This is a genomic window from Microcoleus sp. T3_B1, from assembly GCF_036700445.1.
In the GTDB taxonomy this organism is placed as follows: Bacteria; Cyanobacteriota; Cyanobacteriia; order Cyanobacteriales; family Microcoleaceae; genus Microcoleus.
Window position 1 is genome coordinate 123,692 of the sequence record NZ_JAUBOX010000002.1, and the last position, 13,565, is coordinate 137,256.

Consider the following 13,565-nt stretch of genomic DNA (forward strand, 5'->3'; position numbering starts at 1 on the left):
TCTTTGTAGCGCAAGGTAAGTTTATCTTTTTTCCCGCGCGCGCGATCGAAACTACGCCAGATGCTTTTCAGTTGAAATATCAAGATGTTTGGTTGCCAATTTCAACTAAAACAGGCGCGGTGGACAGCGTGCACGGGTGGTGGATTCCTGCCTCGGAAAATCCCCCCAGCCCCCCCTTGCTAAGGGGGGGAGCAAGAAAGGGGGAGGCTGTTCCCTCTGTTAACACTGTTAACACCGGAGACTCGGATACCCCCCCCAGCCCCCCCTTGCCAAGGGGGGGAGCAAGAAAGGGGGAGGCTGTTCCCTCTCCCTCTGTTAACACCCCAGACTTGGATACCCCCCCCAGCCCCCCCTTGCCAAGGGGGGGAGCTAGAGGAGTCGGAACGTCCCCGCAAAGTGAGAGACCGGCCGTCGCTCCGGTTCCCCCCCTTAACAAGGGGGGGTTAGGGGCAGGGCTGTTTGATTCTCACCAAAAACGAGGTTTTTGTAGGGGTAGTGCCCCCGTGCCTACCCCCGCCACCAACCATCGAATGGGGGTTTCTGGCAAAAAGGGCCGGCACGGGGGCACGGCCCCTACCAAGAATGAAACCGCCCTGGGGCTAGGGAAGGTAGTTTTGTATCTACACGGCAATGCTTCAAATGTGGGAGCAAATGTCGAACACGCTTATCGATTTCATGGGTTAGGTTTGTCGGTATTTGTGATGGATTATCGTGGTTATGGAAAAAGCCAGGGCGATTTTCCGAGTGAATCTCAGGTTTATGAGGATGCTCAGCTTGCTTGGGATTATTTGGTGAAACAGCGGGGGATTAACCCGAATCAAATTTATCTCTACGGTCATTCTTTGGGAGGGGCGATCGCGATCGATCTAGCCGTGCGTCACCCGGAGGCGGCAGGGGTAATTGTAGAAGGCTCTTTTACTTCCACGCGGGCGATGGTGAATTTCCAAAAAGGGCTGTTTTGGATGTTTCCGATCGATGTTTTGCTGACACAGCGGTTTGATTCTCTTTCAAAAGTCGATCGCCTGCAAATGCCTGTGCTGTTTATTCACGGGGCTGCTGACAATGTAGTTCCAGTGGAAATGACCAAAAAACTGTTTGATGCAGCACCTGAGCCCAAACAGTTGTACATAGTTCCTGATGGAGGTCACACTAATGTGGCACATATCGGGGGCGAAGAATATCTGCAAATACTGAGCCAATTTTTAGGTTCTTCACAGTAGATAAAAGCTATTGGCGGTAACAGGTTAAGTTTAATATCTGTACCGCCTGCTCGCCCTTCTAACTGTACATATCTAAAGCGGAGCAGTTATCCCGATGATACCGCTTAGTACAACCTTAATACATTCAGCCACCAGTCATTTAAGGCATAGCAGTAACTACAGTAATTGTTCGTGCTTATAGCTTGTTCTTTCTTAACTTCGCAGCCTCGCCGAGATGTTTTTTGGTCTGGCATCCGGGCACCGCAAAGATTGGCATCTGTGAGATTAGTTTTGTTCAATCTCGCATCCCTCAAGTCGGCATTTCTCAGGTCTGCACCGCTGAGATTTGCACCGCTTAAATCGGCTTCTTGGAGGTCGGCACCCCTGAGATTTGCACCGCTTAAATCGGCATTTCTCAGGTCGGTTCTATTTAGTTTGGCGGCGCTCAAATTACTGCATTTTAAATTAGCCAACTGGAGCGATGCGTCTCGCAGAAAACTCTCGCTGAGGTTGGCATTTTCTAAGTTGGCTCCCCTGATGTCTGCCCTGCTCATGTCGGCTTTGCTGAGGTCGGCGTCAGCCAAAAAGGCGTTTCTCATGTTGGCGTTGTTTAAATTAGCTTCCATTAAGTCAGCCGCAGTCAAGTCGGCATCAACTAAGTCGGCCCTGTTGAGAGTGGCGCGGCTCAAGGAAGCGCCAAACAAATCTGCACGGCTCAAGGAAGCGCCAAATAAGTCGCATCCGGGACATCCTCTGGTTTCTAGCAGCCGCTTGACTAGAGACAGATTTTGAGCTTGTAAGGGAAGTGCGGCGCAAAATGGGAGTAGCATTATCGCTGCAGTCAGAATTTTCAGTTGGATTTTGGTCATAGTCGGGGTAAGTTCTGTAACTGCCTTTCATCAACGATTTGTCTGCGGGACTTACGCGCGGGGGACCAAAAACCCGGTTTCCTCGTTAATTCCTCGCTGCCCAACCCAATATTCTGAGCAGAAACAGGGTTGTTTGCGTAAGTCCTAGTCTAGTGGATGGACGCGACTCGACGGTGTAAGGTTCGCTCGCCCTCACCCTCGCGGATATTACTTACGCCTTTGGGATCGCAGCGCCCACTTCCCGGCTCCCGAACAGCTTCCAACGGCCGTCACAAGGCGCTGAATACCAGGGATTCTGGAGCTGGCGACGGCTGCGGCAAGTGACCGACTCCGACAACGGATAAGTATTTGTAATAGATGCAGTTGGATTTTGCTGCCGAGGGCGATCGTTCTCCGTACAGGCGATCGGTAAATAAGCCAATTGGCTTAGACTCTTAAGACATATTGCTGATGCGCTGCCTTCTCTAAAAAAGATAGCATTTTTGTGTGATCCCCGAAATAATACCGAGCAAGCAAGTATAAAAAAAATACCAAATGTCTCGGCGGGTGGGAAAATTGGGTACAGCTAATACTTTCAGACGAGGAAAATAGATGTCGAACAGCATAGATCAACTTGCAGAAGGCGGGAGGGGGATCAAACTCATGTGGCAGATTGCAGACGATCTCAGTTACACCCGGACTCTCGACAATCGAAATTGTTTGTGGCTGAGTAAAAGTTACGAAGTAGAAGATCGCACTCGATCGCAAAATATAAAAAATGCTAGCGTTTTAGATGGGTTAATGAATTTATTAAACACCTGGGATTGGCAGACTGAAACAGAGCAGGAAGAAGAGCTGCATGAAACTTGTATTCAACATATTAGCCTGCAAGTCAACACAGATGTGAATGCTTTAACTCAAGTTTTGTTGTGGTTTGAACAGTTGAAAGATTTATCGATTCCTAATGAGGTTTGGGGGAAGCTTCAGTTAGCTTTGGCTGAAGGTTTCAGAAATGCAGTTCGCCACGCTCACAAAAATCTGCCAGTAGAAACTCCTGTTCAACTGGAAATTAGGGTGTTTAACGGACGGTTGGAACTCAAAGTTTGGGATTGCGGGCCGTGTTTTGATTTTGATGCTAAGCTGAAGGAAATTATGGCAGCCGAGAGAAATAACTGCTTGGATTTAGAGGTTTTGAACGATGCTTCCTTGATGCCTAGCAGACAGAAAACTTTGGAACCGTCTCTATTCCTAATTGCTGGGTAGCTTTGGGGTGAGGGACAATTAACAGACTGGCACGGTGAAAAATGTGTTATGGTAAAAACGGTGTTAGGGGAAAAGTTACGGGTTTTGTCTCCGCGTGGGTGAGGGGTTTTGAATACGGCAAACCTGCTGCGGCTTGGGTTAAGAGCTATGGTATTGGGTGATTCTATAGCGGTTCGAGAGAAACGGGTGCATCTGTCTAATTAAATATAAAAAACTAAACATTAAAAGTTAAAAATTATTCACACTAATTTTTGAGCTTTTAATTTATCATAGTATCTGGTCGCTCACCCATTACTAATGATTTCCAAAGAAACTTTATTTGTTCTCTCTCTATTTCCCTACTTGGGATTTCTCTGGTTTTTGACTCGATCGGGAAAAACACCCCGTTTAGCTCTGATGGGCTTTTACGGCACTCTCGTTTTTGTAGCGGTGACTATTCCCGCCGCAATTTACGCAAAAGTTGCCTACAACGAGTCACTAGCAAATGTCGATTGGCTGCACGGTTCTGCGGAACTATTCTTAACACTTGCCAATATTTTATTAGTTTTAGGCTTTAGAGAAGCGGTGATTAAAGCCAAAGCATCGTCACAGAAGGGCGACGAGGAGCAAGAGTGTCTTTTAGATGGGGGAGAATAGCCGGGATCACCTCAGTTTGGTATTTGCTCTCTGCAGAAATGCTCCAGAATAGCCGTAGTTAACAGTTAAGTGTTGACCTATCAGTTTGTGCTCCGCCAACCTGCAAAATTTTAGGAAAGCACTACAATATATGGAAACTCACATCAAGCACTTTTAGTGTCGTCACCTTGGTTTCTTGCCACGGGCTCAACCTGAGAGCCGAGATTTTGGGTTAAGAAAGCGAGTTTCTCAGGTATTATCGAGAATGGTGCTCTGGGCGTGAGTGGAAACAGACTACCATGTTGCTAAGTTTAGCAGTGGTGGGAATCTCCAGGCAGAAAAAAAGATGAGCTATTGTCTCAATCCCCATTGCCAAAAGCCGCAGAATCCTGACTCAACCAAGTTTTGTCTGGCGTGCGGCTCTAAATTGCTACTGAAAGAGCGTTATCGCGCCATTCAACCTATCGGTGAAGGAACATTTGGCAGAACTTTTTTAGCTGTCGATGAAGATAGGTTGAAAACTCCCTGCGCCATCAAACAATTTTTCCCCCAAGTACAAGAAAAAGCTGAATTAGAAAAGGCAACTGCACTGTTCAAACAAGAAGCTCACCGACTACACGAACTCGGAGAACACCCGCAAATTCCAAGTTTGCTGGCTTCTTTTGAACAAGCCAAACGTCTGTATCTTGTGGAAGAGTTAATCGATGGAAATAATTTGTTTCAGGAGTTGCAGCAGCGGGGAGCTTTTAGCGAGGAACAGATTTGGGAATTGTTGATCAATTTGTTGCCTGTTTTGCAATTTGTTCACGAGCAGCAGGTGATTCATCGGGATATTAAGCCGGAAAATATTCTGCGAAGAACTCCCCAAACCTTGTGGGCGGCGGCGGGATATGGCACCTCAACTCCTGGTAAAGGAAAAGGAGGGGCAAATTTACCTCCATCTTCTGGTGGTATGAAAGGGATAATTGTCGCTGAATCTCCTGCTGTAGAGGGCAAGGCCAGGGGGGGTCAGTTTGTGCTCGTAGATTTTGGAGTTGCTAAGCACATTACCGGCCTTTCTGAGGCGCAAACTGGAACGATAACTGGAACTGCTGGCTATGCGCCCATCGAACAAATTCGCAGCGGCAAGGCGTATCCGGCGAGCGACCTTTACAGTTTGGGCGTTACCTGCATTCACCTGCTAACAGGGGCGGTACTGAAGGATTTGTTCGATGCTTTGGAATGCAAATGGATTTGGCGATCGCACCTGGCGCAAAAAGGCATAAAAGTCAGCAAAAAATTAGCAACTATTTTGAATAAATTGCTCAAAGATTCGGTAAGAGAGCGATATCAATCCGCTGCTGAAGTCTTGCAAGACTTGGTAAATGTTGGGCAATATCCCCGCTCTCAAATCAGTTATAATTCGCCCACGAAAATAGCTATTAATTCGCCAGTAACTAACTCGCAGCCCCATAAAGCAACCGCCGTCTCAGCCGCGCCGCCCGCCAAGATTCATGTTGCGCCATCCGCTGGCAATCCGACATTTTTGTCGTCTAATAACTGGCGGTGCGATCGCATTCTCCACGGTCATTCAGCCTCGGTTAATGCTGTGGTTATTAATCCTCAAGGCAATATTCTCGCTAGCGCCAGCGATGATAAAACAATTAAGCTGTGGAACCTGGAAACAGGTGAATTCATCCATACTTTTTTCGGCCATTCCGCAACGGTTGATGCTGTGGCAATCAGCCCAGACGGGAGAATGATGGTTAGCGGCAGTTTTGACAGAAAAGTCATTGAGTGGAAGCTGGATAAAAAGGCGATGATTCGCGAATTTTACAGCGATTTTGGTTCGCCGTACAGTCACCGATACGGCCCCGTGTACTCGGTGGCTTTTAGTTGCGACTCTGGAGCGATCGCGAGTGCCAGCGGCGACAAGAGTATTAAATTGTGGAATCAGCGCAACGGAGAATTGGTTCAAAAACTTTCGGGACATTCTGACAAGGTTTTATCTGTTAGTTTTCGCCCTCAAAGTATGATGCTTGCCAGTGGTAGTGCTGACACAACTATCAAGATGTGGCTGGTAGGTATTGGGGAGAGTGTACGGACTTTTGTCGGTCATTCAGATTGGGTTTATGCGATCGCATTTAGTCAAGATGGAAAGACGATTGTCAGTGGAAGTGCCGACGCTACTGTTAAATTGTGGAATGCCGATACAGGGGAATTGATTAATACTTTGAGGGGGCATTCTGATGCGGTGATTTCGGTGGCGATGAGTCCAGATCGCGAAACTATGGCTAGTGGCAGCCGAGACGGTACAGTTAAACTCTGGAACCTGGAAACAGGAGAATGTTTGTGCTCTCTTGCTGGGTGCAATCCGGTGGCTTTTAGTCCAGACGGTCAAACTTTAGTCACCGGTGGGGATGGCGGCGAAGTGTTAGTTTGGCGGGCGTCTGTTTAGTTGGGCGAGATAAGTGACATACTTGTGAAGGCGATCGGTGTCAGTGTCAAGTAAACGACTGGCCCAAGAATATACATTAAGTTGCGATCGCATTTCTCGAAACACCGCAGCCTCCCCGCGATTGTCTAGAGGAAAAACCCAAGCATCAAATTTAGCCGACTTGAGACGGCTAACAGTTCCCTCGCCATCTTGCACCCACAATTGACGGTTAATGCGAAAGGGTTGACACGAATATTCACCGACAACAATTCCCCCCACAGAAACGCTAGCATCTTCTCCCCCATAGGAAAGTTCTTCCAAAAGGGCTTTGAGGTCATTGAGTTTTTCGCCGTCTTGTACTTGCTGCAGTGTAAGCTTGACAATCACCATTTCTAAAACTTCCACAGGTTTTGTCGATCGTACAACGTTGACTGGTTCCGCCGGCCAATGGTTATTTATTTCCGGTTCCGCCTTCTCGATTTCCTCTTCAACCTGTACTGTTTCAACGGGCTTTGCAGTGTCTACAATTATCTGAATTTCCTCGCCATCTTTCTCTATTTTTCCACTAATCAGTAAGATAGCATTCTCTACAATGTAAGGTTTCACTTGTTCGTAAGCCTTGGGGAACACCACAGCTTTTATTTGAGCGGTCAAATCTTCTAATTGCAAAATTGCCATCGCCTCGCCTTTTTTTGTCACTACCATTTTGATAGCGCTGAGCATGACAATAACTGATACTTTCCCCTTTTTATCTGCTAACTGTTCGAGAGTCACAACATCGGGGTCTTCGTTTACTTGCATGAGAAACTTTAGGGGATGTTCTGACACATAAAAGCCAAGCAGTTCTTTTTCTAAACGCAATTTCTCCTGTTTTTCATAATCTTTTATTAATTTAGATTTGGGCGCGGACTCATAGGTATTGACTGACTTCCCGAAGCTATTCGCACCTAACAAGTCAAAAAGATTGCCTTGGCCGCTTTCTCGGTCTCTTTTGCGCTCTTGCGCCCATTTCATCACTCCTTCGAGGTCGTTTACTAATTGCTTGCGGTTGTTTTCAATTTTATCAAAAGCACCGCATTGAATTAATGCTTCTAAAGCGCGGCGGTTGACAGAATGGAGATTTACGCGATCGCACAAATCAGCCAACGATTTAAACTTACCTCCTTCCTGCCGCGCCGCCAAAATATTTTCAATTGCCGATTCTCCCACATTTTTAACAGCCGAAATTCCAAACAAAATTTTATCTTTTGCAGCGCCAGTCATCTGTTTCGGCATCGGTGTAAAAGTAAGTTCCGAACTATTAACATCGGGCGGCTCCACCTCAATACCCAGCTTGAGACAATTGGCAATATATTTCTGTACTTTATCCTGATCGCCCCTGTTAGCAGTCAGCAGCGCAGCCATGTATTCTAGAGGATAATTCGCCTTTAAATAGGCAGTTTGATACGTGATATAGGCATAGGCCATTGAATGGGATTTATTAAAACAGTTAGATGCCACCAAACTATTTTCTAGGATAAAGTTATGTTCTCGTTCAACGCCTATGTCATAGACTTCTTGAGTTCCTAGGGATTTTCGACTAATAATTTTTACCATGTTTGTAACTCCTGAGAATAGCCTCTATTTTAGTTTTCTTTCGTTGCAATCCCAAGCGGGGATATTGATACACAAAATCATAGAATGCTTGTATATTTTTTCGACTAAAGATTCTCCAATAATAAACTTTTTTTAATTGATGCTCTTGTACAGAACCCATCCCTAGGTGCATTGCTAGTTCGCGGGCAAATTCAAAGGAACCAACAATGCAGACTAAACCGCCACTTCTACCTTTGTTTGCATAAGCACAACCGTCACCGTCAAAATAGCCTAACACATAAGACCCTAAATATTTTAAGTTAGGGAAATAGGTAACTTCCGAAAAAGTTCTTCCTGTTATGATGCCGTAGCCCTGTAAAGAGCTGGCCAGCTTTTCAGAAGAAAAATTTATTCGGTAGTGAGGAGCATAATTTTGAGGCTGAATAACTCTAATTTCACCAGAGTATTGTAGCTCTATGCTGAGCATTTCTGTAAGTTCTTTGTCAATAGATTCAAAAGCTACATAATTAGTTTGAGTAACGCAGCCATCAGCAGCTATCAATCCTAATAAATAAGCTTTAGCTTGAGAGTCAATTACATCAAAATAGCTCTCATTTAAAGTATAGCGGTTTCGCCGCTTAGTATTAATGTCGGCTTCTTTTAAAACCCTTGAAACTGCTCTTTCGCTCACACCAAGGTAGTTAGGAATGTCTCGACACTCCATGCCGTGATTAAAAGCAGAAATGATTTGTTCCTTGTGTTCCGATTTTAGCTGCCTATAGTCGAGATACATTTTATATATCTGAGCTAGAGTTGATTTGTTTTAAGTCTAATCCTTGTTCAAAGATTTCGTCAATGGGCAGCATTTGACCGCCAACAGTCATAAACTTGTGATCTTTTGTGGCGCGAATTATCGAGCCATCTTCCAGGCAATACTCAAAGACCTCCTGCTGCCCCCGGCGATGCCACTGTGCAATTGACTGTGTATAAATATAACCGTTGCTATCAACACTATAAACAGTACATTCAATTTTTTCCTCAACAATTTTGCCAATAGCCATCGGCCCATATTCCACAGTCAATATCTTCGTGTCATAGCTCAAGCAATATTCCGCGAATTGCAGCATCTGTGCGAACAGTTTATCAGCTATTCTTTGACTGACTCCATTCTTAGTTGCGCCGTCGATAAACGTTTCTTTTTGCTTCTGCATTTCATCAGCTTTCTTCTTGCCCATTGCCCGCCGCAGCAAGTCAGCTTGCCCCAAAGAATATCCCGCCAAATCTTGAGCCATCCGCATAATTTGCTCTTGAAAGCAAAGCGTTCCGTAAGTCTCTTTTAAAATCGGCTCTAATAGCGGATGATCGTACTCAACTGTTTTACCGTGCTTGCAGTCAATAAACTGAGGAATCAAACCTGCATCCAGCGGCCCAGGTCGGTAAAGTGCCAAAATAGAAGAAATATCATCCAGACAGGAAGGTTTGAGTTTTTTCACTACATCCAGCATTCCCGATGATTCTAGCTGAAAAATACCTTCTAAATCTCCTCTTTCTAAAAGTCTATAGGTTTTATCTACATCATCGGGTAACTTTTTGATTCGGCCAAAAGTCTCTTGAGCTCTGCGCTCTATATCAGAAGGTAACATTTCTGGATCTACAATTAGATTTTGGGTTTGCTTAATATAATCAACAGTTTTCTGGAGCGTTGTTAAATTTTTCAATCCCAAAAAGTCCATTTTCAGCAGCCCCAAAAATTCCAAATCTTCCATGAAATATTGGGTAATCACAGCCCCCTCATTATTCTTTTGCAGCGGTACAAGTTCATCCAACGGCTCGGAAGAAATTACCACACCTGCCGCGTGAACACCATAGGTTTTGTTAGTTCCCTCAATACGAATTGCCATGTCAATCCACTGACGAACTGGGACTTCAGTACCTGTTTCTGCATTTATGCAAATTGTATTTTCATAGTTGTCTTTAAATTCCTGTGCAGGTGTTTCATTGGAAATCATCACTTTAAGTTTTTCCGGTTTTCCCCTGGACACGGGAATTAATTTTGCCATTTCGTCGGCTTTTTTGTAGGGAATACCTAACACCCTGGCAACATCTTTCAAGACAGCTTTTGATGTCATTCTGTTGAAAGTAATAATTTGCGCTACGCGGTCGCTACCATATTTTTCAGTAACGTATTTAATCATGTCGTCCCGCCTTTCTATGCAGAAATCGCTATCAATATCTGGCATGGATTTCCGTTCGGGATTGAGAAATCGCTCGAATAGTAGTCCGTGATGTACGGGGTCTATATTGGTGATTTTGAGGACGTAGGCCACTAGAGAACCTGCGGCCGAACCGCGTCCCGGCCCTACTGGAATATCGTTGTCTCTCGCATATTTTATGTAGTCCCAAACTACTAAAAAGTATTCTGAAAAGCCCATCTGCTGAAGCATTTTCAGTTCGTATTCTAGTCTTTGTTTGTAGACTGGGGGGATTTCATTTCTGGTGCGGGCTTTGAGGCGTTCTAACAGTCCCAGCCAGGATATTTCTTCTACATAAGTATCGGCTGTATGTTCGGGGGGAATTGGAATTGTGGGAATCCGAGCTTCTCCTGTGAGCTCGTATCTCGATACTTTATTTGCGACTTCTAGGGTATTTTCGATCGCCTCTTTGATTGTTTCATCATCCAAATGATCTCGAAACAGTTGCGCCATCTCCTCTGCGGACTTAAGATATTCAGTACCGCTGTAGCGCATCCGCTTGTCTTCTTCAATCAGTTTGTTGGTGTTAATGCACAGCAAAGCATCGTGTGCTTCTACGTCGTTGCAGGAAATATAGTGAGAATCATTGGTGGCAATTATTTTAATCTTGAGTTCGCGGGCAATTTTAACGATTTCAACATTAACAATCCGGTCTTCCGGGGAACCGTGGTCTTGAATTTCTAAATAGTAATCTTCCCCAAATATTTCTTGATACTCTTTGGCGACTTCGCGGGCCTTATCTAGCTTGTTTTGCAGAATGTTTTGGGGAACTTCGCCACCCAAACAAGCACTGGTAACAATTAAACCTTCGGAGTATTGTTTTAGCAGTTCCTTGTTGATGCAAGGTCGGGCAAAAATACCTCTTTCAGGCATTCCCTTTAAATGGGAAATTGTGGTTAGTTTGACGAGGTTTTTATAACCTTGGGTATTTTTAGCTAAAACAACTTGATGGTATTTTCTTCTACCTCGAACTTTTACTTCAATGTCGCCGTTGACGACATACATTTCATTGCCAATAATCGGCTTGATATTTTTATTTCGGCAAACTTTGATTAGCTCGATCGCCCCGTACATCACCCCGTGGTCAGTAAGGGCGATCGCGGGCATCCCCAATTCCACCGCCCGTTCTGCGAGCTGCTGTAGCTGAGAAGCCCCATCTAGTAAGCTATAATCGCTGTGAATGTGCAAACCAACGAAGGACATAGGGATTTTAGATTTTAGATTTTAGATTTTAGATTTTAGATTCTACACTATCCGCGTGTCAAAGGGTAAAATAAAAAAACAAAGTTTTATGTTACTTTTGAGATAATTTTGGTGGGGATACGATGTCGCAACGCATCAGTTCGCCTCCGCCGTATTTGTTAACAATTATCAATTGTTGAGTTACGAGTTCACAGTTATGCGTTAAAATATTGAGTGCTAGAGTTAAGCATTAGCTGGAATTTTTTAAGTGCCAAGCAAGGTAATTAAATGCTGCACAATTATCAATTAGCTCTCGAAGAAATTCCCCCACTGGCTCAAACTATTGGGCAGCAGTTTAGCAGTTTGCCTCAAGTTGTAGCCGTCGTTTTAGCAGGTTCTCGAACAACTATAGTTACGGATGAGTCGTCTGATTTTGATTTTTACGTGTATGTTAAAGATGAAATTTCTGTTGACATACGGGAGGCGATAGCGAGACAATTTTCCGATCGCATCGCCATCAACAATCAATTTTGGGAACCCGGTGACGAGTGGATAGATATTAACACTGGTTGCGGTATAGATATTATGTACCGCAAGCCCGAATGGATCGAAGAAGAACTCGATCGCATCCTGGTCAAACATCAAGCATCAGTAGGTTATTCAACCTGTTTTTGGTGGAACGTTCTCACCTCATTATCATTGTATGACAGAGACGGTTGGTTTCAGCAATTGCAAGCCAATGTGGATCGACCTTATCCCGAACAACTCCGTCAAGCAATAATTGCCAAAAATTATCCGATTTTGCGCCACCAGATTTTTTCATTTCGCCACCAGCTAGAATCCGCTGTTTTGCGCCGCGATTCAGTAAGTATTATCCATCGAACAGCAGCTTTTTTAGGCAGTTATTTTGATATTGTTTTTGCTGTTAATTCTATCCCTCATCCGGGCGAAAAGCGTCTGGTAGAAAGGGCAACAGCTTTGTGTTCAAAATTGCCGGAAGATTTGGAGAGGCAGATTCACAGTCTAACTAATTCTATTTCGTTACCTGCAGGCGATCGGCAAATTTTACATTGTCTTGATGGACTGGTGGACAGTCTCGATGGATTGTTGATTGAGGCAGGTTTAATTGCTACTAATTCTTTCGCTAACTAGGTAAGTGCAAAAAAACCATAGTTCCATATCCTAGGGTTAGCACTGTGTAGACCCCTAAATATCGATCGAGCTTTTACAAATTTGCTTGTTTCAAATAACCTTCCAAATCTTTAATCCGTTCTTGCGTCACTCTGGCCCTGCAATAACCGTAGGTAGAAGCCGCCAAACTACCGCCTTCAAACTGCCCTTTTGCATACTCACAATTTTCATCTCGAAATTTAATCCAAGTACGCTGTGCCGCAGTCAACCTCTGCTTTTGTCTACTGCTGATTTTTGCTTGCAGTTGCTGATAGACTTGATTGAGCTTTTTGTCGGCCGCCTCAAACTCTTGACTAGAACACATATTCATGTCTAGCGTGGTTTGAGGACTTTTGCAGTTAGGTTGTTGGGCGACTTGTACGGGAATGTTGCTCGCTTGGCTGGGAAGCAATAATCCGGCTGTCAACAACAGCAAACTTGCGACAAATTTTACCCAAATAGTGCTATTTTTCACTTAGTTTCTCCTTTTTTTAATCTTTAATTTTCTCTGCTGGCTGAGCCGATCGCCAAATCCACCAAGCTGCCGCCCACAAAGTAAAATTGCCGATGAGAGTCATCGCGGCTTGCAGGGTAACGATCCATTCTAGGGCGGGAGAGTTGTCAAAATAGTGCCATGTACAGGCACACATAGCGCTGACGAGAGCGGGCAGCATTGCGGCGGAAAGGGCCCACCAAGCTCGGTTTTGAGTGACTTCGCCGTAAGTCCAAATTAACCAGATGGCGGCAATCCACTCGACGACGCTAGAGACGTGAATAATCCAGGTGGGAATTGACAAAGCGTGCATTTTTTGTATGGTGAAGGAAGATGAAAGATTTATCGATCGGGACTTACGCAACTGTCATATAAAATATGATGAGTCAGTCGATTTTAGATTTTAGATTTTAGATTTTAGATCTACTCCACAGATGAATCTTGGAGCTTGAGCTTTGGTCTAAAATTTTAGGAGCATCCACGACTTAAGTCGGGGCTTGTACCTGTTTTTGGGCTGGTCATATAATTTTAGATTAGCGATTCGAGATTTTA

11 protein-coding genes are annotated in these 13,565 nt (G+C 44.6%); 5 read left to right on the plus strand and 6 right to left on the minus strand.

The genetic code is table 11. The features are described 5' to 3' along the window. Nucleotides 1-503 precede the first annotated feature (503 nt). Complete coding sequence (locus QT990_RS01855; protein WP_333464843.1) at nt 504-1,220, plus strand: alpha/beta fold hydrolase; 717 nt, start codon at nt 504-506, stop codon at nt 1,218-1,220. A 104-nt stretch (nt 1,221-1,324) separates the two neighbouring features. Here QT990_RS01855 and QT990_RS01860 read toward each other — a convergent pair whose 3' ends face one another. Next, complete coding sequence (locus QT990_RS01860; protein ID WP_333464844.1) at nt 1,325-2,029, minus strand: pentapeptide repeat-containing protein; 705 nt, start codon at nt 2,027-2,029, stop codon at nt 1,325-1,327. Nucleotides 2,030-2,659: 630 nt separating this feature from the next. Between QT990_RS01860 and QT990_RS01865 the strand changes: the two genes are divergently transcribed. The 3 genes from QT990_RS01865 (at nt 2,660) to QT990_RS01875 (ending at nt 6,362) form a co-directional block, all read left to right on the plus strand. Next, nucleotides 2,660-3,310 carry an ATP-binding protein gene (locus QT990_RS01865; RefSeq protein WP_333464845.1) on the plus strand — a complete coding sequence of 217 codons (651 nt, stop codon included), beginning with the start codon at nt 2,660-2,662 and terminating at the stop codon, nt 3,308-3,310. Between the two features lie 297 nt (nt 3,311-3,607). Then, nucleotides 3,608-3,946 (plus strand): DUF3593 domain-containing protein, encoded by a 339-nt coding sequence (locus tag QT990_RS01870; protein WP_333141396.1) that lies wholly within the window; start codon nt 3,608-3,610, stop codon nt 3,944-3,946. A 325-nt stretch (nt 3,947-4,271) separates the two neighbouring features. Continuing rightward, nucleotides 4,272-6,362, plus strand: coding sequence for a serine/threonine-protein kinase (locus tag QT990_RS01875; protein ID WP_333141394.1), 2,091 nt, complete (start codon nt 4,272-4,274; stop codon nt 6,360-6,362). Here the strand turns inward: QT990_RS01875 and QT990_RS01880 are convergent. The 3 genes from QT990_RS01880 to QT990_RS01890 are packed head-to-tail and all read right to left on the minus strand — an operon-like array spanning nt 6,339 to nt 11,371. Beyond that, complete coding sequence (locus tag QT990_RS01880) at nt 6,339-7,937, minus strand: helix-hairpin-helix domain-containing protein (RefSeq protein WP_333141392.1); 1,599 nt, start codon at nt 7,935-7,937, stop codon at nt 6,339-6,341. The genes QT990_RS01875 and QT990_RS01880 overlap by 24 nt on opposite strands. Next, nucleotides 7,921-8,709, minus strand: coding sequence for an LAGLIDADG family homing endonuclease (locus QT990_RS01885; RefSeq protein WP_333141390.1), 789 nt, complete (start codon nt 8,707-8,709; stop codon nt 7,921-7,923). Before QT990_RS01885 ends, QT990_RS01880 begins: the two co-directional genes overlap by 17 nt. Before the next feature lies 1 nt (nt 8,710). Next, the gene (locus tag QT990_RS01890) at nt 8,711-11,371 is read right to left on the minus strand and encodes a DNA polymerase III subunit alpha (RefSeq protein WP_333141388.1); all 2,661 of its coding nucleotides are present in this window, start codon (nt 11,369-11,371) and stop codon (nt 8,711-8,713) included. Between the two features lie 267 nt (nt 11,372-11,638). Between QT990_RS01890 and QT990_RS01895 the strand changes: the two genes are divergently transcribed. Beyond that, nucleotides 11,639-12,502, plus strand: a complete 864-nt coding sequence (locus QT990_RS01895) for a DUF4037 domain-containing protein (protein ID WP_333141386.1) — start codon at nt 11,639-11,641, stop codon at nt 12,500-12,502. Between the two features lie 73 nt (nt 12,503-12,575). Here QT990_RS01895 and QT990_RS01900 read toward each other — a convergent pair whose 3' ends face one another. Together QT990_RS01900 and QT990_RS01905 are read right to left on the minus strand one after the other, a co-directional pair. Beyond that, a complete protein-coding gene (locus QT990_RS01900) occupies nt 12,576-12,995 on the minus strand; it encodes a lysozyme inhibitor LprI family protein (RefSeq protein WP_333141384.1) in 420 nt (139 codons plus the stop codon). A gap of 16 nt (nt 12,996-13,011) precedes the next feature. Continuing rightward, a complete protein-coding gene (locus tag QT990_RS01905) occupies nt 13,012-13,326 on the minus strand; it encodes a DUF2499 domain-containing protein (RefSeq protein ID WP_006632397.1) in 315 nt (104 codons plus the stop codon). Between the last annotated feature and the right edge of the window lie 239 nt (nt 13,327-13,565).